General features: G+C 40.9%; 19 protein-coding genes and 1 pseudogene. 6 read left to right on the top strand and 14 right to left on the bottom strand.

Translation table 11 applies throughout. The features are described from left to right. Positions 1-201 precede the first annotated feature (201 nt). From recG to RDV52_RS02850, 3 genes are read right to left on the bottom strand one after another with little or no spacing between them, the layout of a single operon-like run. Complete coding sequence (recG, locus tag RDV52_RS02840) at positions 202-2298, bottom strand: ATP-dependent DNA helicase RecG (protein WP_004367205.1); 2097 nt, start codon at positions 2296-2298, stop codon at positions 202-204. Between the two features lie 9 nt (positions 2299-2307). After that, positions 2308-2994 carry a 2-C-methyl-D-erythritol 4-phosphate cytidylyltransferase gene (locus RDV52_RS02845; protein ID WP_004367203.1) on the bottom strand — a complete coding sequence of 229 codons (687 nt, stop codon included), beginning with the start codon at positions 2992-2994 and terminating at the stop codon, positions 2308-2310. Positions 2995-3019: 25 nt separating this feature from the next. Continuing rightward, positions 3020-3589 (bottom strand): DJ-1 family glyoxalase III, encoded by a 570-nt coding sequence (locus tag RDV52_RS02850; RefSeq protein ID WP_004367201.1) that lies wholly within the window; start codon positions 3587-3589, stop codon positions 3020-3022. 232 nt (positions 3590-3821) lie between these two features. Between RDV52_RS02850 and RDV52_RS02855 the strand changes: the two genes are divergently transcribed. The 3 genes from RDV52_RS02855 to RDV52_RS02865 are packed head-to-tail and all read left to right on the top strand — an operon-like array spanning position 3822 to position 7441. Next, complete coding sequence (locus RDV52_RS02855; protein ID WP_004363695.1) at positions 3822-4709, top strand: NAD kinase; 888 nt, start codon at positions 3822-3824, stop codon at positions 4707-4709. A 56-nt stretch (positions 4710-4765) separates the two neighbouring features. Then, positions 4766-6472, top strand: coding sequence for an ABC transporter ATP-binding protein (locus RDV52_RS02860; RefSeq protein ID WP_004367196.1), 1707 nt, complete (start codon positions 4766-4768; stop codon positions 6470-6472). A gap of 42 nt (positions 6473-6514) precedes the next feature. After that, a complete protein-coding gene (locus RDV52_RS02865) occupies positions 6515-7441 on the top strand; it encodes a redoxin domain-containing protein (RefSeq protein ID WP_004363692.1) in 927 nt (308 codons plus the stop codon). A 526-nt stretch (positions 7442-7967) separates the two neighbouring features. Here the strand turns inward: RDV52_RS02865 and RDV52_RS02870 are convergent. From RDV52_RS02870 to dapB, 10 genes and pseudogenes are all read right to left on the bottom strand, one after another. Then, on the bottom strand, positions 7968-8564 hold the full coding sequence (locus RDV52_RS02870; protein ID WP_004367193.1) for a DUF3109 family protein: 597 nt from the start codon (positions 8562-8564) through the stop codon (positions 7968-7970). Next, the gene (gene ung / locus RDV52_RS02875; protein WP_004367192.1) at positions 8554-9291 is read right to left on the bottom strand and encodes a uracil-DNA glycosylase; all 738 of its coding nucleotides are present in this window, start codon (positions 9289-9291) and stop codon (positions 8554-8556) included. Before ung (RDV52_RS02875) ends, RDV52_RS02870 begins: the two co-directional genes overlap by 11 nt. Before the next feature lie 31 nt (positions 9292-9322). Next, positions 9323-9985, bottom strand: coding sequence for a uracil-DNA glycosylase (ung, locus tag RDV52_RS02880; protein ID WP_004367190.1), 663 nt, complete (start codon positions 9983-9985; stop codon positions 9323-9325). A gap of 70 nt (positions 9986-10055) precedes the next feature. After that, complete coding sequence (gene gpmI, locus RDV52_RS02885; RefSeq protein ID WP_004367185.1) at positions 10056-11576, bottom strand: 2,3-bisphosphoglycerate-independent phosphoglycerate mutase; 1521 nt, start codon at positions 11574-11576, stop codon at positions 10056-10058. A gap of 118 nt (positions 11577-11694) precedes the next feature. After that, positions 11695-12864, bottom strand: a complete 1170-nt coding sequence (locus tag RDV52_RS02890; protein WP_004367184.1) for a nucleoside recognition domain-containing protein — start codon at positions 12862-12864, stop codon at positions 11695-11697. A 143-nt stretch (positions 12865-13007) separates the two neighbouring features. Beyond that, positions 13008-13223, bottom strand: a pseudogene (locus tag RDV52_RS02895) (transposase); the annotation flags it as partial. 82 nt (positions 13224-13305) lie between these two features. Continuing rightward, positions 13306-13911 (bottom strand): hypothetical protein, encoded by a 606-nt coding sequence (locus RDV52_RS02900; RefSeq protein ID WP_004367183.1) that lies wholly within the window; start codon positions 13909-13911, stop codon positions 13306-13308. A 148-nt stretch (positions 13912-14059) separates the two neighbouring features. Beyond that, positions 14060-14689: a WbqC family protein gene (locus RDV52_RS02905; protein WP_050793642.1), complete on the bottom strand. Its 630-nt coding sequence runs from the start codon at positions 14687-14689 to the stop codon at positions 14060-14062. 93 nt (positions 14690-14782) lie between these two features. Beyond that, positions 14783-16321 carry a S26 family signal peptidase gene (locus RDV52_RS02910; RefSeq protein WP_004363672.1) on the bottom strand — a complete coding sequence of 513 codons (1539 nt, stop codon included), beginning with the start codon at positions 16319-16321 and terminating at the stop codon, positions 14783-14785. A 48-nt stretch (positions 16322-16369) separates the two neighbouring features. Beyond that, entirely contained in the window at positions 16370-17125 is a 756-nt protein-coding gene (gene dapB, locus RDV52_RS02915; RefSeq protein ID WP_004363669.1) for a 4-hydroxy-tetrahydrodipicolinate reductase, read from the bottom strand. A 398-nt stretch (positions 17126-17523) separates the two neighbouring features. Here dapB and RDV52_RS02920 point away from each other — a divergent pair, with 398 nt between their 5' ends. From RDV52_RS02920 to RDV52_RS02930, 3 genes are all read left to right on the top strand, one after another. Next, the gene (locus RDV52_RS02920) at positions 17524-18462 is read left to right on the top strand and encodes a hypothetical protein (protein ID WP_004367180.1); all 939 of its coding nucleotides are present in this window, start codon (positions 17524-17526) and stop codon (positions 18460-18462) included. A gap of 215 nt (positions 18463-18677) precedes the next feature. Next, complete coding sequence (locus tag RDV52_RS02925; RefSeq protein ID WP_004367179.1) at positions 18678-21035, top strand: C10 family peptidase; 2358 nt, start codon at positions 18678-18680, stop codon at positions 21033-21035. Between the two features lie 112 nt (positions 21036-21147). Beyond that, a complete protein-coding gene (locus RDV52_RS02930; RefSeq protein WP_040556941.1) occupies positions 21148-23031 on the top strand; it encodes an Omp28-related outer membrane protein in 1884 nt (627 codons plus the stop codon). A 235-nt stretch (positions 23032-23266) separates the two neighbouring features. Here RDV52_RS02930 and RDV52_RS02935 read toward each other — a convergent pair whose 3' ends face one another. Then, a complete protein-coding gene (locus tag RDV52_RS02935; RefSeq protein WP_004367176.1) occupies positions 23267-23791 on the bottom strand; it encodes an NUDIX domain-containing protein in 525 nt (174 codons plus the stop codon). Between the last annotated feature and the right edge of the window lie 188 nt (positions 23792-23979).

A 23979-nucleotide genomic window follows, 5' to 3' on the forward strand; every position in this document is an offset into this window, starting at 1 on the left:
GTTCTTAAGTAGTTGAACAATACAAAAGACCAGCTAAATCGATTAAGAACGTTGCAAAGATAGGTATTTTCTAACAAAGACATTACTGTCTTAACAGTTTTTATTGTATTGCGAGATGGCTGTTCCGTCCACTTTATATATTTGTATATTTATCTTCAACTCCTTTACTTAGGGAGTCGTAGGACATTTGTTGGTATATATTTACGAGATTGCTGCCCAGTTTATATTAGTATTTCTTAACTCTTTAAGTCTGTCCCAAAGCAAATTATATTCACTTTTCGAGCAAGTAGGGTCGTTGTCTATTATCTTCTTGGCTTCGTCGCGAGCCAATTGGACCAGCTGTCCGTCGCGAGCTATATCTGCTATTTTCAGGTCGAACGCAATACCACTCTGTTGCGTACCCTCAAGGTCGCCCGGCCCGCGGAGTTTTAGGTCGGCTTCGGCTATTTCAAATCCATCGTTCGTATCGCACATAATATCTATTCGTCGGCGTGTCTCGGTTGTCAGTTTATGGCTGGTTACCAGTATGCAGAAACTTTGTTCAGCACCTCTGCCCACCCTACCCCTAAGCTGATGTAGCTGTGACAAGCCAAAGCGTTGAGCATCTAAAATAACCATAACACTTGCATTTGGAACATTTACGCCTACTTCTATAACGGTAGTGGCAACAAGTATCTGTGTTTTCCCCTCCACGAAGAGTTTCATTTCGGCTTCTTTCTCCTTATCCTTCATCTTGCCGTGAATCTTGCTCATCTTAAATTCGGGGAACACTTCTTTTAGTGCTTCATAACCACTTTCAAGGTTTTTAAGATCGATTTTCTCGCTCTCTTTGATTAGCGGGAATACGATGTAAACTTGACGTCCTAAGTTTATCTGCTTGCGAATGCCGTCGTAGAGGCTTGTTGTCTGTGTGTCGAACTTGTGAATGGTTTGTATCGGTTTGCGTCCGGGAGGCAGTTCGTCTATCACACTCACATCTAAATCGCCGTATAGGGTCATTGCTAAGGTGCGCGGAATAGGGGTAGCAGTCATTACAAGAATATGTGGTGGATTTTCGTTCTTGCTCCATAGTTTTGCACGTTGCGCCACACCGAAGCGGTGTTGTTCGTCAATGACAGCTAAGCCGAGGTTGTTGAACTGTACCTTGTCTTCTATAATGGCATGTGTTCCTACAGCAATATGAATGGAACCATCGATGAGTCCGTCCATCACTTCTTTACGTTTTTTGCCCTTTACGATACCTGTGAGCAACTCTATGCGTAGGTTCATACCCTTCAGAAGGTCTTTCAAGGTTTGTAAATGCTGTTCAGCAAGAATTTCGGTAGGTGCCATCAAACATGCCTGGAAACCATTATCGACGGCAATAAGCATGGACATCAGTGCGACAAGTGTCTTTCCGGAACCGACGTCGCCTTGTAGCAAACGGTTCATTTGCTTTCCGCTCCCCATGTCGGCACGAATCTCTTTCATTACGCGCTTCTGGGCATTGGTAAGTTCGAAAGGCAAGTTATGCGTATAAAACCAATTGAACTGTGTGCCAATAGTTTTGAAGTAGTAGCCTCTGTACTTCCTTCGCTGATCGCTCGCATACCTTAATATATTCAGCTGCACATAGAACAGTTCCTCAAACTTCAAACGAACTTGTGCTCGTTGTGTGTCGTCTACCGAGTTCGGATAGTGGATTTTGCGTAAAGCATCGTTGCGTGAAATAAGATGCAGGCGTTGGGTAATGAAGTTGGGTAACGTTTCGGGCAATGGCGTAACCAGTTTCTCTAAAAGCGTTTTGGTCAGTTTTTCTATGGTATGCGAGGTTATCCCCGACTTCTTCATTTTCTCTGTAGTCGTATAGAATGGTTGCATGCCCATGTTGTTGAGTTGCAGTTCTGAAGCGTCGTCTATGTCGGGGTGTGTAAATTGGAAGCGTTGATTGTAGATAGACGGTTTCCCAAATATTACATATTCTTTTCCGATGAAGTAGTTCTTATATATATATTGTGTACCATTGAACCAAACGAGATCGCAAACACCGTGTCCATCGCTGAAGTGGGCAACGATGCGTTTCTTTCGTCGTCCCATATCAAATTCCTCGAAACTTAGGATATGCCCTTTTATTTGAACGTAGGGCATGTCGGGAACAAGTTCCGAAATGCGATAAACCTTTGTACGGTCTATGTATTTATATGGATAGTACTCTAACAAGTCGCCATAAGTAGAGATACCAAGTTCTTTTCTCAGAATCTCTTTGCGGTGTGGTCCTACCCCCGTAAGATACATTATGTCTTGTTGGAGTATGTCCATTCAGGCTCGTCAATTTTTTGTTTCTTTCTCCTTTATAAGTATTTCGGCCAATTTTAGGTCTAACGGTGTTGTTATCTTAATGTTCTCCCGGTTGCCTTCTACTAACGATATTTTACAACCAAATTGCTCCATTACAGTAGCATCGTCGGTGAAGGATTCCTGATAAGGTTGTGCAAAAACCACCTTTGCCATCGCAATGTTAAACACTTGTGGCGTTTGTACACTGCGGTAATTGGCTCGTTCTACACTTCTTGAACTTCCGTTCTCTTCGACAATGCGTAAACTTTCGGTTATGGGCATCACGGGAATAGCAGCACAAGTACGTTGTGCTTCGTCGTAACATCGCTTAATCGTATCGACCGATACAAAAGGACGCACTCCATCATGAATTCCAACAAGTCCATCGTTGCTTTCTGGGATATGCGATAAACCATTGAGCGATGATTCGAAACGTGTAGAACCACCATTCACAATTTGATGTTCGATGGTAAAAGCATACTTGTTGCATAGCTCCCGCCACAAGTCTTGTTGCTCTTCGGGGAGCACAAGAATAATATTCAATGTCTTATCGTACTCATAAAAACGCTCGATGGTATGCATCAAGATGGGCTTGCCGCCGATGAGCAGGAACTGTTTGGGCAGTTCGCTCCCCATTCGTTGTCCTTTGCCACCTGCTACTATTACGATATAATTCATTGTTTAATACGATTTAGGACATTGTTTAATGGAGTTTTATTAACTCTGAGACCAACATTCCGTCTTTCACATCTTTTGCAATTGCTGCTGAGGTGAGCTGTTCCAAGATAGCAAAACCGTAGATGAAAGCAGCAGCAGGTCCTTTGCCAGTAGTGATATTACCGTCTATTGTGCAAAGTTCTCCTGTGTATTCTGCACCAGTCAGTCGTTTTTCAAAACCAGGATAGCAAGTTGCATGCTTACCTCTTAATACTCCAACAGAACCTAAAACCATTGGCGCAGCACAGATTGCACCCAGACGTTTGCCTTTTTCGTTTTGCTCTACAAGCAATTTGCGCAACCCTTCGTGCAGGTTTAAGTTGGCTGCACCAGGCATTCCACCTGGCAGCATAAGTATGTCTGCATCAAAAAAATCATCGACCTCATCGAACAAAAGGTCAGCTTTAACTGTTATTCCGTTTGCAGATTTTACCATTAAGCTATTGGAGATGCTTACAGTCTTAACCTCAACTCCCCCTCTTCGGAGAATATCTACAGGTGCTAATGCTTCTATATCTTCAAAGCCATTAGCAAGAAATTCGTATGCTTTTGCCATATATTTTCATTTAAACCTTTAACATTCCATCTTATTTTGTTATTTTTGCAAAAGGAAAGCATCGGTCAAGCTCTTTAGATATGACCAGGAAGATGCTCAACAATGTATTCTTTCTCTTTAGGAAAGACGATTGCAAATATACAATATTATTCACAAACTGACAAAGACGAAAGAGAAAAGATTAGTTATGCGCTGTATTTGAAAACAGAATATAACTTTAGAAATGAGATTTATGACAAGAAAAGAACTTAGTTTCGCGATCTTCGGAAATAGCAGACAAACGCTTGAAGCCAACTATATAAAAGATGTCTTTGATTATCTTACTAAATATGGGGCAAGAACCTTTGTAGAGGAACATCTATACGAAGGACTTTGCAAGAATCTGATTAAGAAGGAACAAGTAGCGGGGGTAATTAAAGAAAATGACTTTAATACCGATTATGCTATCTCTTTAGGAGGCGATGGTACGTTTCTTAGAGCAGCCAGCAGAGTAGGTGCAAAGCAAATTCCAATTATTGGAGTGAATATGGGACGTTTGGGTTTCCTTGCTGATGTGTTGCCTAACGAAATAGAAGAAGTCTTAGACGATATATATAAAGGTGATTTCGATATTGACGAACGTTCTGTTATCAAAATAGAAACGGAGAACGAGGTTATAGAGACGAGTCCCTACGCTCTGAACGATATTTCTATACTGAAACGCGATAATGCATCAATGATAACAATACACGCCAGGATAGATGATGAATATTTGGTAACGTACCAAGCTGACGGCTTAATAGTGAGTACTCCCACCGGTTCTACAGCTTATTCGTTGTCAAATGGTGGCCCCATTATTGTTCCTCGGGGTGATATTCTGTGTCTGACCCCTGTAGCACCACACAGTTTAAATATCCGTCCGATAGTGTTTAACGACGATGTTGTCATACGTTTAGAGGTAGAGAGTAGAAGCCATAACTATCTTGTTGCCATTGATGGACGTTCTGTAAAACTTAAGGAGGGAACCATGCTGACAATAAGGAAAGCTCCATTTGTAACACGAATAGTGAAGCGTCGGGATTATAGCTATTTCGCTACATTGCGCACGAAGCTGATGTGGGGTGCTGATTTGCGAAAGTAACATAACGTCTCAAGCTATATGATGAAGACGAAATAAAGAAAAGGGTCTCCAACGTAATGGGAATAAAAGTTTTTTTCAACACTCCAGAAACTAAGTATGGAACCAAAGATATTTTCCTTTGGCTTTGGCGCGCATGGCGAGGCAACCGATTGCAGGCTGTCCTTAATGCTGTGGTTGGACTATTAGGTGTTGTAGTATCGCTATCGTCGGTATGGGCTGTGCAACATGCCATTGACGTTGCGGCGCACGAAGTTGAGGGGAACATCATAATAGCCGTACTTCTTATGGGCGGTCTCATCTTGTCTAACTTTGCGCTGAATATAGCTTCGGTCTGGATACGAAACATCTTGGGAATAAAGGCTCAGAACAGAATGCAGCAAAAACTGCTCGATCGTATGTTACGTTCGAAGTGGAATGGCAAGGAAACCCATCATTCGGGCGACGTGTTAAATCGTTTAGAGACCGATGTTACAAATGTTGTGAACTTCTTAACGGAGATTATACCGAACTCGCTTTCCACATTGGCACTTTTTGTTGGAGCGTTCGGTTACTTGTTTATGATGGACTGGCGGTTGGCAATCGTTATTGTAATAATGATTCCTATCTTCATTCTTTTCAGCCGAGTCTATGTACGACAGATGCGCCATCTGACAAGTGAAGTGCGAACGTCCGACTCAAAGGTGCAAAGCATATTGCAAGAAACAATTCAACATAGGCTGCTTATTAAGACCTTAGAAGGAGATAGCGCTGCCGTTGATAGGCTCGAAGATACACAAAGTGTGTTGAGAAGCAATGTTGTACGGCGTACAAAGTTCTCAGTATTTTCTTACTTGGTGCTTAATTTAGGATTCTCTGTCGGTTATCTTATTGCTTTTACTTGGGCAGCCGTCAGACTTTCGGGGGGCACATTAACCTTTGGTGGAATGACTGCCTTTTTGCAATTGGTAAACAAAATACAAAATCCGGCACGTCAGCTTACGCATCTTGCACCTCAATTTGTGTCAGTTTTCACAGCAGCAGAACGATTGATGGAATTAGAAGAAAATCCATTGGAAGAACAAGGAGAACCTATCGAACTGAAGGCACCATGTGGTGTACGTTTCATAGACGTGGCTTTTGCTTATGATGATTCTGAAAATAATGTTATTGAACATCTTAGTTATGACTTCTATCCAACATCTTGCACTGCCATTCTGGGCGAAACAGGTGCCGGGAAGACAACCATGGTGCGTATGATTTTGGCTCTTTTGCAGCCTAACAGTGGGAAAGTTGAAATCTATAACGAAAAAGAACACCACGACTTAAGCCCACTATTACGAACTAACTTCGTATATGTCCCGCAAGGAAATACACTTATGAGTGGTACAATTCGCGATAACCTTCGTCTCGGAAAACTTGACGCTACAGACGACGAGATGGCAGAAGCACTCAAACGCAGTTGTGCTGACTTTGTGTTTGAACTTCCTGACGGACTTGATACGAAGTGCACGGAACAGGGGGGAGGACTAAGTGAAGGGCAAGCCCAGCGCATCTCAATAGCACGCGCACTATTGCGTAACCGTAGCATCATGCTTTTCGATGAGGCTACATCGGCGCTTGACCCTGACACTGAGCGGAAACTTTTGCAAAATATTCTCTCGAAACGCGATAAAACCATCATATTCATTACCCACCGACCAGCTGTGATGGAATATTGCGACCAAACAATAGAAATAAAAAAACGACATTCGTGCAGGGAATACATAAAGGAGAGACAAGTGTAACCCCCAACAGAAAGATATAAAACAATTAAATAAGAAGAAAAAATGAGAAGAACAATTCTATCGACAATGTTTCTTTTGGCGACTTTCGCTACAGCTGCAGCACAAGACTTAGACAGCAAATATGCTACAAATCTGCTGAAGCCAGGAACTGTTGCGCCCGATTTCACACTGAGAACCGCCGACGAAAAGGACATAAAACTACGAGAATTTCGTGGAAACTATGTCGTTTTAGACTTCTGGGCATCGTGGTGCCCCGATTGCAGAAAAGATATTCCAGCCATGAAACAGCTTTGGAGCAACCTCATGGATTACAATGTGCGCATTATTGGAATATCGTTCGACACAAACAAAGAGGCTTGGGTCAATACATATTGGGACAAATATCAAATGAATTGGACGCAAGTAAGCGAACTGAAGAAGTGGAAGAAGGATACGAAAATAGACCGTTTGTATCACGTAGACTGGATTCCAACAATGTACCTCATAGATCCTAATGGAAGAATAGTCCTGGGCACGGTAGAGATAGAGAAGCTTCGTGCTACTCTTGAAGGGCTGAGACCCCAATTAAAGATGTCTACTGCCGATGTTATGCCCGTGTATGTAGGTGGTAACGAGGCAATGCAACAATACCTGAAAGAGCATCAGCTTTATACCTTACAAACACGAAAGATGCGTATCAGTGCCAATGTTAAGGTGTCGTTCAGTGTAGAAATGGACGGAACAATTACCGGGGCACGTGTCCTGGACGTTGCCGAATTGAAGGCAAATAGTCCTAAGTACGACAAATTAAGCGAAGACAGGAAAGCTGAAGTATTGGCAGCTGCCACAGAGCATTTCCGAAAGGAAGCCATTCGGTTGGTAGAACACATGCCACTATGGACGCCTGCATTAAAGAACGGTCGTCCTGTCAAAGAGAAAACAACCATAGTCATAGAATTCGATCCCTATTATAAAGGACCAAAAAAATAATTAACTTGCAATTAAAACGTAATGAACTACGTTGAAAGAAGAGCTGTGTCTGCTAATGCAAAGATACTAATTTTAAAACTAATCACAACGCGACATATTGTTTCTAATGACCACCATTAGAAAATAATTTTTGGAAATGGATGTTATTCAATAACTTACATCATTAACCACGGGTAAGTATTCCCAATGACCGGTTTGGGTTTAAGACAGTACCCTAAACTTATCCCGAACTGGCGTAGATACTGGAAATCGCCTTGGTTTTATAAAAATAATTCTGACAGAAAACGATAATTTCGATTTGGCATTGCGAAAGCGGCTGTTTTGCACGGTAAAAGCATAGGTTTTACGTTGCAAAACAGCCGCTTTTGGAATGCAAAACAATAGGTTTTATAATACACTGATAACAAGACTGTTAAGCAATCGCTATTCTTTTGAAAAATATTTACACTTATTTACCGTCAGATGCACGCAACCGAAGCAGTTTTAACAGGCTGTTCAGTGCTGTCCAAACATCTTGTTGGTTGAGCTATTCTTTCAGCAATTGCTCGGCAACAGCTTCCAATTCGGCATACCATTCTTCGCCAAAGCGGCGAACAAGCGGAGCTTTCAGGAACTTATAAATAGGCAAATCAAGTTCCCTACCCTTCTTCACCGCATCTTTGCAAATGTCCCAACGATGATAATTCAGACCTACAAGATTGTTTCCAAACTCCTTTACACGAATGGGATAGAGGGCGCACGAAATGGGTTTTACGAAGCTTGTCTTCCCTTCACGGTACGAACGCTCCAGTGCACAGAGGCAGCAATCTTTGTCGTGGAAGGTGAAAACACAGTCTTTTCCGTGCACAATGCTGGTTACCAAGTCGCCTTCTCGGTCGGTATAAGCAACGCCCTGCTTGTCGATAACGGCTTGCGCAGACGCACTGAGGTCGCCCCACACCGCATCTACAACATCTTCTATGGCTGCTATTTCGTCCATAGAAACAGGTGCGCCAGCATCTCCTTCCACGCAACAGATACCCTTACAAGCATCGAGGTCGCAACAGAACTTCTCCGTTATAATGTCAGGTGAAACCAAAACATCGCCAACCTGCAAGATAGGCATCATCTTCTTATCGCTCATTTCTTTCGTTTTCTCTTTCCTCAGTACGCATTAACCAATCTATTTCACCCATTCCTTGTTGCTTTAAATAAGCGTTGCAACATGTAAATTGGTGCTTTTTAAATTTATACCTTTGCCTTGCAGTAGGGTGATATGATTCGATTATATGATGACGTTCGGTATCTATCAGTCTTTTTTTCCTCTTTGCATCATTTCCCCAAAGCATAAATACAATGTTTTCACGGTTTTTATTTAATGCTTTAATGGCTGCGTCTGTAAAGTTCTGCCATTTAAATCTCTTATGACTATTGGGTTTAGCATCACGCACTGTCAGTGTTGTATTCAGCAACAACACACCTTGTTCAGCCCAACGAGTCAAATCGCCTGATTCGGGCATAGTCTTGCAAAGGTTATCTTCTATCTCTTTATAAATCTTTCGGAGCGATGGCGGCAGCTTTACTCCATCGGGCACAGAGAAGCTCAAGCCCATAGCTTGCCCTTGCTCGTGGTAAGGGTCTTGCCCCAGAATAACCACTTTAACCTTGTCGAACGGACAAAGATTAAAAGCATTGAAAATAAGTTTTTCTGAAGGATAGCATGCTTCTTTATACTCGCTATTTAGTTCTTTAACGAGTTCAGTAAAGTAAGTTTTTTTAATTTCACCCCTCAAATGTTCTTCCCAAGAAGCCTCAAGAGGAACATCTGTACCATTAATCTGCAAGGTAGGCATCATCTTCTTATCGCTCATTTCTTTCCTTTTATCTTTCCCAAATATGGGTTTACCAATCTATTTCGTCCAATCCCTGCTGCTTTAAATAAGCGTTGCAACGTGAGAATTGGTGCTGACCGAACCAGCCACCTCTATTTGCCGACAGCGGAGAGGGGTGCACCGATTCGATAATACAATGGCGATTGGCATCTATCAATCGCTTTTTCGAGCGGGCAAAACCACCCCAAAGCATAAAGACAACGTGTTCGCGATGGGCACTGAGTGCCTCGATAGCGGCGTCTGTGAAGTTCGCCCAACCTAAAGTTTGATGACTGTTGGCTATATGTGCACGCACCGTCAGCGTGGCATTCAGCAGCAATACGCCTTGTTTCGCCCAACGTGTTAGGTCGCCCGATGTGGGTATGGGTTTGCCAAGGTCGTTTTGTATCTCTTTATAAATGTTTTGAAGCGACGGCGGCAGCATTATTCCTTCGGGTACAGAGAAGCTCAAACCCATAGCTTGTCCTTGCTCGTGGTAAGGGTCTTGCCCAAGAATAACCACTTTAACCTTGTCGAACGGACAAAGATTAAAAGCATTGAAAACAAGTTTTCCCGGTGGAAAGCACAAGCTGTTCCTATACTCGTTGCGCACACTTTCGGTGAGTTGGGTGAAGTAAGGTTTCGTAAACTCCCTCTCCAAGTGTTGTTTCCAAGAAGCCTCAATATCTACCATAACATTTTCTTAGATACAATTCAGCCCTATCAGGCATAAGTCTGATAGGGCTAAACCATTGTTTTTATCTTTATTTATCTTCTATCAAGCATTCGCCTGTCATCTCTTCGGGTTGTTCCAAGCCCATAATGTGGAGAATAGAAGGCGCAACATCAGCCAACCGTCCCGACTTTACACGAGCCGAATTGTTGTCGGTAACGTATATAAAAGGCACAGGGTTCAACGAGTGTGCCGTATTTGGCGAACCGTCTTCGTTCAGCGCATTGTCGGCATTACCGTGGTCGGCAATGATGATAGCTTCATAATCGTTCGCCTTTGCAGCTTCGATAACTTCCTTCACACAGTTGTCTACCGCATGAACGGCTTTCGCAATGGCGTTCATAACGCCTGTATGACCTACCATATCGCCATTGGCAAAGTTCACAACAATAAAGTCGTACTCCGCTGTATTGATGGCTGCAACTAACTTATCCTTTACTTCGAAGGCGCTCATCTCAGGTTTCAGGTCGTAAGTAGCAACCTTTGGCGATGCCACCAAGATGCGGTCTTCGCCTTCGAAAGGCTCTTCGCGACCACCATTGAAGAAGAATGTAACGTGCGCATACTTCTCTGTTTCAGCCGTATGCAGCTGTTTCTTGCCTTGCTTACTTAGATATTCGCCAAGCGTCATGGCTACATTCTCTTTCGGGAACAAGATGTGTACGCCCTTAAAGTGTGCATCGTATGGTGTCATACAGTAATATTGCAAGTCCTTTATGGTGTGCATGCCCTGGTCGGGCATATCTTGCTGCGTAAGAACGTAGGTAAGTTCCTTAGCACGGTCGTTACGATAGTTAAAGAAAATAACCACATCGCCCTCGCCAATTGTTCCATTTACATTTGCATTGTTAATTGGCTTGATGAACTCATCGGTAACTCCGTCGGCATAACTTTCCTTTACTGCTTTCACCATATCGGTGGCTTGCTTTCCCTTTGCCTCGACAAGCAGATCGTAAGCCTCTTTCACACGTTCCCAACGCTTATCGCGATCCATTGCGTAGAAGCGACCAACGATAGATGCTATGTGCGCATCGTTCTTGTCGCAGGTCTTCTGAATGTCGGCAATAAAGCCTGCACCACTTTCAGGGTCGGTATCGCGACCGTCCATAAAGCAATGCACATAAACTTCTTTCAGACCGTATTCCTTGCCTATCTCGATTAATTTATGAAGATGATTCAATGAAGAGTGGACGCCACCGGTAGATGTTAAACCCATCAGATGGAGTTTCTTGCCCGTTTTCTGCGCATAGCTGTAAGCGTTAATTATCTCTTTATTCTTCAGAATTTCACCATTTTCGCATGCCTTGTTAATCTTTACCAAATCCTGATATACAATTCGTCCGGCACCAATGTTAAGGTGTCCTACTTCAGAGTTACCCATCTGACCGTCTGGCAGACCTACGTTTTCGCCCGAAGCCTGCAACTGTGAGTGTGAAGATACTGCATTCAGATAGTCCAAGTAAGGTGTTGGCGTATTGTAAATAACATCTCCTTTACCATGTTTTCCGAGACCCCAACCATCGAGAATCATCAGAAGTGCTTTTTTTGCCATAATAATTTTACTCCTTTAATACCTATTTTACTGATTGCAAAGGTAAGAAAAAACTTACAAAGCACAAAGAAATATCGTTATTCTACTACTTTTTACACTTATTCATTCTACTATTTTATTAAAATAATGTGTAGAGCAAATAACCCCAGTGTGCCACCAATGCTGCCGCAAAACCACCGATGGTATGAGAAAGAATAGCCTTTGAAGTAAGTTCCCGATAGCCGATTGTATCGAGCATAGCAGTATGTGTGCTGAGGAAACCGCTCCAACACATACCCATACCCGTAAACACGGCAATGGCATTCCCATCTATCCAACCATGAGAAAGGAAATTCGGAACAAGGCTCAAGGCGGCTCCAACGGCTCCAAGGGCAGTTATAGGAAAGGCTACTTGGTGTGGATCGGTAAATCCAAACAATGGTTCCAACAGCCAGTTTATATAGTTTGCAGCTTTGGGCAACACAGCAACTCCTTCGTAAGCGGCCCCCGTAAACTCGCCCGTCTTGCTCGGACCGAACGTCAGAATCATTACAAGGGTCGATATTATAAGCACCCCGGGAATAATGGCAACGCCTACATCTACTCCCGACTTACCTCCATCGAGCAGCGAATTAAGCGTACGCAAAAACACAGACTTCTCCTCTTCATGGCGTGGACGCTCCATTTGCTTCTCAAACTTCTCTGCATCGAGCGCATTCTCCGTAAGATATTGCGGATAAGCCTTCAATACGAAGTGCTGCATGCAACGTGTTGAAACGATACAACCACAGCAAGCACCGAAGAAACCAATCAATGGCTCAACGAAATAACCTTGTCCGAGCATAAACACAATTACGATAAGTCCCATACCGAACGCTGTCCCGAAGTTGGTAAGCGAAATATATTGGAACTTCTTGAAATATCCGCTGAAATGCTTGTCTTGCGCCAACGTAATGATGGCGGGATTGTCTGAAAGGAAAGTAAGTATTGCTCCGAGCGATGCAACACCGGGAAGGTGAAACAACGGACGCATAAGCGGGCGCAGAATTTTCTCTATAAGGTCTACCACACCAAACTCTACGAGCAGCTTACCCAATGCTCCTGTCAGCACACAGATAGCCATTAGATAAAAGCAAGTGTTCAATAACAAATCGTGCGCCGTGTGCATTATGGTGTTAAGCATTGGTGCAACGCCCATTATCCAGCCTATACCGCCGAATAAAGCAATTATAATGAGCAGACACATAACACCTTTTGGTAATATCTGCTTCGACTTTTTAGTCGTGTTGTTTTGTCGGTTTTGTTCCATTTTTGTTTAGGATTACATCACAGGTTTTAAATTTCGGGCGTAAAATTACTATATTTTCCTCAATTACAATACTAATTCCTGAAAAATATTTAATTCGTTCTTAACATATTCTGTAAGTGTAGAGTCAACCAGCAAGTGCAAAATTATAATATTCTTTTGTAGAACTCGCATTTGGGTGTTTGAAAATTTAGTTTCTGTCTTGGTCTTCTGTTTATTTTCTTCTGTATCATTGCAATCTTTTTGTCTGTGAAATCATCGAAGTTTGCCTACTTTGGGATATATTGCCTGATGAGTTTGTTTGTATTTTCAACCGCTCCTTTCTGCCATGAGGTATATGGCTTGGTACAAAAATAGCCTGGCATGGTGTTCCGTTTCTGCTTTCTCAGTATAACGAAAAGTTTTTTGTGCTATTGCTATGGCAGCGTTGCTCACAGGGAGAGATTATTTATCTATCTTGGCATCGGCGTTTTTGTGCTTCTCTTCTATTTCTTTTTCCATCTTTTGGCGTGCTTGTTCGGCTTTTGTTTCATTATAGGCACGCAAAATGGGGTCTTCGGTATTGATGCCGTCGAATTTCTGGAATATTTCACGTTGCTTTTTTACGTGTTCTTTGTCGCGGCGGAGGCGTTTGTCGAGCATTAATCCTATATCAAATTCACGGATATCATGCTTTGGGGCAGCCTCTAATATATCACGTTTTGGCATTTGCTTTAGCAATTCTCTGCCATTCACTGTGTGTTTTCCCCATACAACAACTTCGCCAAGCGATTGTTTTTCAGGAAAAAGAAACACGGTATCCTTTTGTACTTCTGTTTGTGTTAGTGTTTCTGTATGGTATTTTGTTTTAGAGAATGTTGCAGTTTCGTAAGCAACAGGAAGATTTATTATGCCACGATAATCGGTTTTTCCAAAATGTTTTCCATTTACAGCTATAAGAACATCGCGAATGGGCAAACTGCTTACGCCATCGCACACTTGGACTTGCTGGGCACAAACTATGGTAACGTGCATTATAAAGATAAATAACGATAATACCTTACGCTGCATAGATGTCTGGTTTACGATTGCAAAAGTAAACTTTATATTCGGAATTGCAAGCTTATTAACACACAATTATCTGTAAATTTAATAAACGAAACAAAAGACCGAAAATGCCTTGATAATTATTTACTAATGCGCGATTTACAGAATGTTCCTATAGATAGAATATAGACTCGTTACCCATATTGAAAAGTAAATCGAGAATGCTTAGATTAGGTTGGAAACCAATTTTCTGTTCGTACACCTGATAATAAGGTTTTAGCACAAAATCTTTATCTACGAGTGGGTGCTTCGGACGTATTACTTCGCGAAAATCAGTATATTCACCGATGAAATCGTTATTTTTTTCGATTGGTATAAACCTATTGGTGGGTTTGAAATTGGGTTGTAAGTCGAGCAATTCGCAAAGCATGTATGTTATTTCGACATTGAAATCGAAAAGAAATTTCCACTTTTTTTCGAAGAATGGGCGAATGTCGTCTTGATAATATTCGAAGAAAGGACTTTCACCGTATGCCGAAAGTAGTGCATTCCAATGCTGATGCCGCCAGTTATCGTGTTCGCTAATGCAAACATCGCACATTTCGCATTTAGTATTATCGAACTTTTCTACTGGAATAGACAGAGTTTGCAGTCCGTTTGCTGTTGCAATAACACATCGGTTCCGATAAGTTTGCTTTACAAAATGGTCGTGTTGCTCAATTAAGCACACATCATATCGATTCAGCTTTTGGAACCACTGAATGGGAGCAAAGTAGGCAGAGGAAAGCAATGCAGACATCATAAAATTGGAATGAAAAGAAAGAAAAAATAGCATTGCTGACAAGTCTGCTTTACCAGATTTCCCAAACAATGCTATTTTGTCTTAAACAATATATTATTTTATATTATCAACCCATTTAAACAATCGGTTCCAACGTATGCCACTAAAGCCACGACGGTCCGGATCGCTTGACCACCATATAAATAATGGTTTGCCAACTATGTGGTCTTCAGGAACAAATCCCCAGTAGCGGCTGTCGGCAGAGTTATGTCGGTTGTCGCCTTGCATCCAATAATAGTCCATCTTAAAGGTGTACGATGTTGCAGGCTTACCATTAATATATATCTTTCCGTTCTTTACATCGAGCTTGTTTCCTTCGTAAACTTTGATGCAACGTTCGTAAACAGGCAGATTTTCTAAGGTAAGATTAATGCTCTTTCCTTTTGCCGGAATCCAAACAGGACCATAATTGTCGCGTGTCCATACTTTCCAACCAAGGTCGGAATTGCGTGGATAGTTAGAACCTGTATATATATCCTTATCTGTTACAGGACGAATAGCCTTAACCAAGCCATGTTGTTTCAATGCGTTTACCGCACGTTTGGTCAGCGGCATATAACCATCGTATTGTAAAGCTGCCTGATTGAGTACCAATCCTTGTTCAACATCGAAGCCGTGTAAGCGACTAAGACTCTGAACATCTTCGTTGCTTATACCTATTTCCTTGCGAAAATCGTCGTATTGCTCGCTCATTAAGTCGGCTGCAGTAACATTGTTGAACTTTACTAAATAAGCATATTCCACATTTTCGGGTTCTTTGTTTGGTTTTCCGTCCAAATATACAATCTTATTCTTTATCTGGAGGGTCTGCCCTGGCAAACCTACACAACGCTTTACATAATTTTCGCGACGGTCGGTAGGACGTGATTCTATTTCTCCATAAGTAGCCACATTGTTTAAAATATAGTTGCGTCCAAGCGTATATGCTTTATCGTAGAAAGCTCGCTGTTGCAGTGCGTTCTTTTTAGTTGCAGCAAACTTCGGATTTTGTTGCATTAACAAACTTGTTCCCATTTCATAAACCATTCTGTAATAATCGTCTGCCTGATATTGTGGTTCGCTTACAATTGTATCGCCCGCAGGATAGTTGAAAACTACAATATCATTCAGCTTAACTTTTCCTAATCCTGGCACACGGCGATATTCCCAATGTGGAAATTCTATGTAGCTTTTTATGTTAAAGAAAGGCATTGTGTGCTGCGTTAAAGGCATTGTAAGTGGTGTTTGTGGAATGCGTGGTCCGTAACTTAACTTGGAAACGAAAAGATAATCGCCTGTAAGCAACGACTTTTCGAGTGAAGAAGAAGGAATTACATAGTTCTGGAAGAAGAAAAGGTTAATGAAGTAGACTGCAACAAGCGCAAAAACAATGGCATCTACCCAACCCATTATAAATCGGACGGGGCCTTCTGAATTTTTCCACCATTGCCATTTTATTTTTTTTGAAATATAAACGTCGTAGATAAATGGCAGTACCAATAGTCCCCACCAGCTTTTTACCCAAAACAAGAAAGCGAGATAGAGCACTGCAACAATGATAAATTTTGTCCACTGTTTCTTCGGGTCGAGTTTTGCTTTTTCTTTGTCAATCATAGGTTATAAAATTATTCTTTTTAGTTCCACATTGTGGACATTATTTATTTAAAATTGAAACAAATCGTTTGTAGATAGCAGTCCACTATGTTCTTTCGTGTATTCGGCTGCCAAGACTGCACCCAAAGCAAAGCCCTTTCGGTTGTGCGCATCGTGTGTAATTGTGATTTTGTCGGCATCAGAATCGTAGCATATACTATGAATGCCGGGAACTTCGCCTTCACGAATAGAAGTTATTGGGAGAACATTGGCAGCCATTTCCTTTGCCAGAGTAACTTTACCATCGGCGGCAACTTGTTTTCCTTTTTCCCATTTTGTTTTGCGGTCGATATTTCTTAAAATATCTTCAGCCAAAGTAATAGCAGTTCCAGAAGGTGCATCGAGTTTATGTATATGGTGTGTTTCTTCCATTGTAACATCGTATTGAGGATAATTGTCCATTATCTTGGCTAAATAACGATTTATTGCAGAAAATATAGCAACTCCGATAGAAAAGTTGCTCGCCCAGAACAAAGTTTGTCCTCCTTCGGTACAAAGACGTTCAATATCAGTCTTATGTTCATGTTGCCAGCCTGTAGAGCCGCTAACAACTTTTACATTATGCGCAAAAGCTTTCAAATAATTCCCATAAGCTGCTGTCGGATTTGTAAATTCAATTGCCACATCAGCAGTAGCAAAAGCAGGAGAATCGAAATCTTCTTGGTTATCTTTATCTATTTTGCAAACTATTTCGTGCCCACGTTCAAGAGCAATTTGCTCTATCATGTGTCCCATTTTGCCATAGCCTATCAGTGCTATCTTCATCCCTTTTCTAATTTGTATCGTTTCGTTTCAGCATAAAAGTATTATAAAATGCCTTTATACCTCTGCAAAGGTAGTAGAATTAGTAGATAAAACAAAAAATATTTATTATTTTTAATGCTTCCCATATAACTTACAAAATATTTTTCACATAAAATTCGAATAATGAAATTTTCCAAATTCACAATAGGTTGAGAATTATCAAGCAAACAATAGACTGGGCAAAAACATAAATGGGGAGACATACAGACAAGGTTTTTAAGAAAAAATGCCATTGCATCGAAAATTATAATATATTTTCTTGCATAATGTTTTTCTTTTTTCTACTTTTGCAGCAGAGAGAACTATATCTTGAAATAAAGAAAACTTTTTATAAACAATTTAATAAACAATTCTGAAGTATGAGAAAATTTTTATGTTTAAGAGCGTTAGTGGCAATAGTTATTGCTACTTTGGGAGTGTCTGACAGTTTTGCACAAACTGGAGTAGAGGAACAACTTGTCTTCCTCGGAACGACAATGACAAAAGAAAATGGTAACAATCTTGACCCAGAGCATAAGTGGATTAAGTCGGGAACTGTAAAGTATGATGCAGATACACGCACCATTACATTGGAGAATGCAGAGATTGTTGTTACCAAAGAAAATTGTCCTCAGTATCAATCAGAAAGTGGAACTTGGTATCCTGTTATTGGTACATTCCGTTTTTATTGTCCGGTCGACAAGATTACGGTAAAATTAATAGGCAAGAACTCTATTAAGACAACTCAGACTGGTTTTGTGATGCTTACTTATCAAGAAGCGGAATCTGTGGATATAGATATGATAGGTGGCGGCAGTCTTACTATTGATGCAGGATTGAATGGTATCGACGATAGACATATTGGTAAACTTACAATAAAAGATGTAGATATGGATATTCGTGCAGACAGATGTGGTCTTTGTGGCGGAAATATAAGTCGTTTAATTGTAGACAATTCAAATGTTAAGTCTGAAGCTAAATACGGAGCAATTTGCGCTTTCAAGAAGTTTACCATGAAAGGAGTGAAATGTGTTTCACCAGTTCCAGACCCTAACGCAACTGAGGAAGATAAAAAAGATCCAAGCAGTACCAAGACAGTGTCTTTTGATAAAGGTGGTGTAACAAATGCTTATGGTACACCATGGGATATTGCTGTTTTGGTTCGCGAAACAGCAGGAATTGACGCTAAACCATCTGTAAAGAACAACGCAACGGTAGTTGCAGTTTACGATGTTTCAGGCCGATTGCTTAAAGACTTGCAGAAAGGCATTAATATCGTTCGTTACAGCGATGGCAGCGTAAAGAAAGTTATTAAGTAATGCGAAAAAAATGAGTTGGCATTAGAACAAACAGTTATTTGAATACAATGCTAATTCGTTGAGCGTATATTAGGAAACTCATGACCTTGTTGTAGGTATGAGTTTCCCTTTTCCTAAAGAATTTATTGTCAAAAGAAAAAGATATTTGCAGCTTGTAATAAGTCAGGTTGGAAATTCTTTTGGTATGAAATGACTTATCGCTAAACATTTATTTTATGAAGAAGATTTTGCTTTTATTTGTGCTTTTCTCATTGGGGAATATTGTGCGAGGCAATCCCGTGAATTTAGAAAAAGCACGCCAAATAGCTTTAGAATATATAAAAGGTAGTGGTGCATACGCTCCCGGCAGGTATGCACAAGTTGCAAAAACGATAAAGAAAGTGCAGCTTTCTACCAATGCCTACTATATATTTAATGTCGGGCAGAATGATGGATTTGTAATAGTGGCTGCCGATGATAATGCTCCCACGGTTTTGGGACATTCTAATAATGGAACATTCAGCGAGAAAAATATCCCGGACGGAATGAAATGGTGGTTGGAATGTTGCCAACGTTACATAAAGTTTGTGGCTCGCCATAAGCAAGCAGTATTGGCAGCGGGCGAGAAACTGAAAGATTTGCCAGGATTAGTGGAAACAAAATGGAACCAAACAAGTCCTTATAATCTTAGATGTCCAAAGTTCGACGAAGGATATGCCGTAACAGGTTGTGTTGCTACTGCTGCAGCGCAAATTCTGAAGTATCATGAATGGCCACAGAACAATACGCCATTGATTCCTGGTTATGAATCGAAAATGCAAAACTACGAGCAGACACTTCAAGACCTTCAACCAAAGAAGTTCAATTGGAGTGCCATGAAGAATAGTTATAAGTTCCATGAAGATGCAGACGAAGTTGCTTGGCTTATGCGTTATGTAGGACAAGCAATGAAGATGCAATATTCGCCTAAAGAAGCAGGTGCGAATGTTCTGGTAAAAGCATTCAAGGATTATTTTGATTATGCTACTACGGCACAGGAAATAGAACGTTCACTGTATACGGAAGCAGAATGGCAACAAAAAATTTATAATGAGATAAAGGAGAAACGTCCTGTATTGTATACAGGCGGTAAGTTCGATGTTAATTCTGGAATCATTGGTTATCACGCTTTTGTTTGCCACGGTTACAAAGATGGCAAGTTCCTTATAAATTGGGGTTGGGGCGGAATGTCTGATGGCGAATACGATTTATCGGTACTTAATCCATCAATGCAAGGAACAGGTTCGTTCGCCGGAGGGAGTGGTTACACCATCAAGCAGGCAGTTATTGTAGGTTTACAACCCAATAAATCCGGACAGCAGTCTGAAACTACAAATACAATATTTGTGCAAGATATAAAAGATGTGCAAGACAAGTATCAGCGTACAGACAAATCTGCGAACTTCGTTATAGACAGAATAACTTTGAAGGTACAGCCAAATAATTACACAAAACAGGAAATGATATTTGGTTGGCAGCTGCGTAATGCTGAGAATAAACCTGTAGAAGGTGTATCAATACTTGGTCAAACTGATGTTATGGATATAGAATCCAACAATCAAACTCTCGAATGTGTAAATAAATCGTTGGCATTTGGTAAGAATCTATCTGCAGGAACTTACTATCTTGTTCCGATGTTTGCTATAAAAACAGCTGGAAACAATAGCTGGAAACCTTGTGTTAATTCAAGTATGTACATAAAACTTGATATTAAAGACAAGGAAATGCTTACTACTGTTTTCGCTAATAGAAGCGATGTGGAATGTAAAATGCTGACACACGAAGGACAAGCAGAGGAAAATATGGAGACTAAACTTACTGCAACACTTGTGAATAAAGGCATATCGAACGCAGTAACCGTATATCTTTACGATACGGCTACAGGAAGAAATGCGAATGCTGTCGGTTTCATGATAGATGCAAATACAGAAAAGAGGGTTACACTTCCATATACGCCGAAGACACCGGGCAAACATCTGTTAGAACTTTATGCCGACAATACAAGGAAAGTTAAGATAGGCGAAGTTGAAGTAAACGTTAAAGAAGGGTTAGATGCTGAATTAATGCAAAGTGGCTTTAAGGTTAAGAATGCTCAAGGCAAAATCGTAATGGATAAATTTGAATGTGAAGTTACGGTAGAAAACTTGGGCGATAATCCTTACAAGAACAAAATCATAGCCATTCTTTCTGACCGCAGTTCTGTCAATGTGGAAACATTGACTCAAGACGTTGAGATAGCCGATGACGACAAACAGAAACTTACATTCACCTTTAGCAAGATGCAAGATGGTGGCGAATACTGTGTGAAGCTTTATTATATGAAGAAGAATTTGCAGACGAGATTGTCTTTGGCTCCTCCTACATATTATACGTTCCGTTTGAGCAATGGTATCGAGAATGTAGAGAACGGTAAGGTCGAAGACGGTATTGTAACTATCTATCGTATTGATGGCAGTGTGGCAGGACGTGTACAGCACAATGCTTTGAAGCAGACACTGAAAGAAATGCCTCATGGTGTTTATATCATAAATGGTAAAAAATATCTGAGCAATTAAAAATACAGGAATGTCTAAATTTAATATATAAACCATAATTAATTGAAAGCAGTGTAGGCTTTCGAGCGTAATCTTAAAAGCCTATCACTGCATAAAAAACAAACTACAAACTATGAAACATTTATTAATGTCGTTATTAGTAGCTTCTGCCTCAATGTCAGCAGTAGCACAAGACATACAGATGATGAATGCGCCAGTCCTTTCAGGAGTGGTGGCAAAGGCTAAACCACAAATAGCAGCAAACCAACGCATAATAAGCGACTATCTTGAAACTGCGGGACATGGAACTGCTCCATTTAATAATGGTGAAACAATGATAGGCTCTTTCTACTCTCAAGAAATGTTGAAACCTTTCATTGGTTGCAAAATTAAATCGATAAGAGTGCTTTCTGCAGATGCAAGCCGTATTAAAAATATCTTCGTCAGAGAAGGTAGTACCATATACGATGCATCGGAAGTAAAAGCCGAAGAACAACTTGGTAATTCTATTGGCGATAATTGGTATGAAATCAAACTGAGTAAAGAAATAGAGATAACAGCAGAAACCAAGGGGTTGGCTATAGGTTACAACTTAAATAATGGCAATCAAGGAAGAGTAACCATCGGAAAGAATGGCGTAAATTCTTACAAAGGTAATCTTTACACTTACTTTGACGAAACGAACGAATGGGTAAATCGTTCCGCAAACCAACAGTTTACATTGCCATTGCAATTGGTCGTAGAACCTGCTGCCGGAGCTACTATGAGCGAAATGGTGGTCAGCCATATAGAAGTGCCAAATTACACTGAGGTTGGAAAGGCTATTAATGTAGACTATTGGATAAGCAATGCAAGTTCAACACCGATAAACAACTTTGAACTTGATGTCTTGGTAGACAATAAGAGCATAAAGACCATAACTGTGAACCAAGGTGTTAAAGTTGGCGAAACAAACAAGAAGTTTACCATTGAAGGACTTCAACCCAATATCTCTGCAGTGGGTAAACACAATCTTGCTTTGGTATTGAAGAAGACAAACGGAAAGGAACTTACAAACGCAAAAGGGGTTGAGAACAATCACAAGGTTCTTTATTACAAAGATGTGGTTGCACGCCAAAAGACATTGGTTGAAGAATTTACTTCTGAACGTTGCGTAAACTGCTACAGAGGAGTTCGGAATATTAAAGCATTAAAGCAACGCCAGCCTGATATGGTGATGGTTGCAGTGCACTTGGACGAGACAGCGTATCACGATGATGTAGCTGCCCCCGAGAGCCAGTTTATCAAACGAATGGCAAATGTCAGTGGAATACCTTCGTTTGCCTGCAACAGAACAGCATTTATTTTGAAAAAACAAGAGACTATTGCCAATCCCAGTATTGCTGCCGAAGATCCTTCAGAAGGCGCAACAATCATAGACAAGTTCTACAATTATTCAAAATCTAACACTTGTGTGTTCTCAACACTTGCTATTGCGAACAAGTACGATAAGGACAGCAGGAAGATTAACATAACAGTAACAGGCACAGGCGTGAACAAGGCGAAGGAATTGCTTGAAGACTATGCGCTCTTTGTTCTTGTTACAGAGAATAATGTAGACGGACATCAAGGCAATGAAAGCGGAATGCTCGAGAAAACGAAACACCAAGATGTGCTTCGTGCATACGTTTCAAGTGTGAAGGGCGACAACGATTTAGTATGGGAAGGCGATAACTTCTCAAAGACTTACGACTTTACAATAAAGAATGATTGGAAGCCGGTTGATTTGGAAGTAGTAGCATTCATTGCTCCTAAGATAAAGGAGATAGGTGCTAATCTTGAAAGTTTGGCTGTGCAGAACTGCATAAGCGAACCGCTTGCCAAAGATCCTAACGCCATTGAAAATGTAGCTACCGACCAGCCTGTAAAGGTTGTGGAACGCTATAACATCAAGGGGCAGCGCATAGCAACTCCGCAGAAAGGCATCAACATCGTGAAGCTCTCTGATGGTAGAGTGGTGAAAGAGATTGTGAAGTAGTGATGTTTAGACAAAGTCACTCGTAAAAACCTTTCTATAGAACGTGCTAAAGTTGATAATAAAAAGTTCGCGAACAATTTTAAGAAGTTCGCGAACTTTTTTCTATTTATTGGCGAACAAGCTGTTGAATGGTCCGCCAACTTCTGTTGAGATTGGCAATCTGCCAAGCAATTAAAGAAAAACCATATTGCTTTAATGTTCCTGCCCTATTGGCACTGAAAGTTGGCAGTCTGTTTTATTTTATTTTCTTCTCCAGGAAAGTAGACAATGCGTGTCGAATGGAGCGCAGACCGAATTCTTCGGTGTGGATATCCTCGAGGTTTATCCACAATGCTTCTTCTGCATCGTCGTTAGATTGTAGTTCTGCTTCGTTGTCGACTTTGCAAATGAAAAACGTATCGAGCGTAGGCACGACAAAACCGCTGTATTCGTATCGGTTGGGAAGAGTGGTGAAGAACTTGAACTCTGTAACGGTCAATCCAGTCTCTTCTTTCACTTCGCGCATCAAAGCTTCGTTTATGTTCTCGCCAATATCTACAAATCCACCTGGCAGGTCGAGCGTTCCTTTTGCAGGTGCTTTGCTGCGACGTAGTGTTAGCAACTGTCCTTTGCTGTTAAGTATAAAGGCAGCAACGGCGGCACTCGGATTTAAATAGTATTCAAAGCCACAACGTTTGCATCGTTTGCTTTTCTCGTCTTGTTCTTCAAAACCACTGCTGCCACACACAGGACAGTATCTGAACTTCTCTAATACGTGCATAGGCTTTTGTCTATTCTGTAAGTTGTTAATATAAAGTCTATTTTCATTAAAAATAGTTTAAGTGCAGATAGAATGGTCTGCTATGTCTGCAAATATACTAAAAACTCTAAACATTCAGGATTATTCCATCGTTTTTTAGTACTTTTGCGTATGAAACTTGATCTGAACCATTCTTTTGAGTTATAAAC

Origin of the sequence: Prevotella nigrescens (genome assembly GCF_031191185.1) — a bacterium.
GTDB classification, from domain to species: Bacteria; Bacteroidota; Bacteroidia; order Bacteroidales; family Bacteroidaceae; genus Prevotella; species Prevotella nigrescens.

Bases quoted from the DNA above. Each gene is read 5' to 3' on its own strand.
- dapB (WP_004363669.1), bottom strand. From the start codon at position 17,125: ATGAAGATAGCACTGATAGGCTATGGCAAAATGGGACACATGATAGAG.
- ung (WP_004367190.1), bottom strand. From the start codon at position 9,985: ATGGTAGATATTGAGGCTTCTTGGAAACAACACTTGGAGAGGGAGTTT.
- RDV52_RS02890 (WP_004367184.1), bottom strand. From the start codon at position 12,864: ATGGAACAAAACCGACAAAACAACACGACTAAAAAGTCGAAGCAGATA.
- RDV52_RS02860 (WP_004367196.1), top strand. From the start codon at position 4,766: ATGGGAATAAAAGTTTTTTTCAACACTCCAGAAACTAAGTATGGAACC.
- RDV52_RS02920 (WP_004367180.1), top strand. From the start codon at position 17,524: ATGAGAAAATTTTTATGTTTAAGAGCGTTAGTGGCAATAGTTATTGCT.
- RDV52_RS02855 (WP_004363695.1), top strand. From the start codon at position 3,822: ATGACAAGAAAAGAACTTAGTTTCGCGATCTTCGGAAATAGCAGACAA.
- recG (WP_004367205.1), bottom strand. From the start codon at position 2,298: ATGGACATACTCCAACAAGACATAATGTATCTTACGGGGGTAGGACCA.
- RDV52_RS02850 (WP_004367201.1), bottom strand. From the start codon at position 3,589: ATGGCAAAAGCATACGAATTTCTTGCTAATGGCTTTGAAGATATAGAA.
- RDV52_RS02905 (WP_050793642.1), bottom strand. From the start codon at position 14,689: ATGATGTCTGCATTGCTTTCCTCTGCCTACTTTGCTCCCATTCAGTGG.
- ung (WP_004367192.1), bottom strand. From the start codon at position 9,291: ATGAGCGATAAGAAGATGATGCCTACCTTGCAGATTAATGGTACAGAT.
- RDV52_RS02910 (WP_004363672.1), bottom strand. From the start codon at position 16,321: ATGATTGACAAAGAAAAAGCAAAACTCGACCCGAAGAAACAGTGGACA.
- RDV52_RS02845 (WP_004367203.1), bottom strand. From the start codon at position 2,994: ATGAATTATATCGTAATAGTAGCAGGTGGCAAAGGACAACGAATGGGG.
- gpmI (WP_004367185.1), bottom strand. From the start codon at position 11,576: ATGGCAAAAAAAGCACTTCTGATGATTCTCGATGGTTGGGGTCTCGGA.
- RDV52_RS02870 (WP_004367193.1), bottom strand. From the start codon at position 8,564: ATGAGCGATAAGAAGATGATGCCTATCTTGCAGGTTGGCGATGTTTTG.
- RDV52_RS02865 (WP_004363692.1), top strand. From the start codon at position 6,515: ATGAGAAGAACAATTCTATCGACAATGTTTCTTTTGGCGACTTTCGCT.
- RDV52_RS02900 (WP_004367183.1), bottom strand. From the start codon at position 13,911: ATGCAGCGTAAGGTATTATCGTTATTTATCTTTATAATGCACGTTACC.
- RDV52_RS02935 (WP_004367176.1), bottom strand. From the start codon at position 23,791: ATGCACGTATTAGAGAAGTTCAGATACTGTCCTGTGTGTGGCAGCAGT.
- RDV52_RS02930 (WP_040556941.1), top strand. From the start codon at position 21,148: ATGAAACATTTATTAATGTCGTTATTAGTAGCTTCTGCCTCAATGTCA.
- RDV52_RS02925 (WP_004367179.1), top strand. From the start codon at position 18,678: ATGAAGAAGATTTTGCTTTTATTTGTGCTTTTCTCATTGGGGAATATT.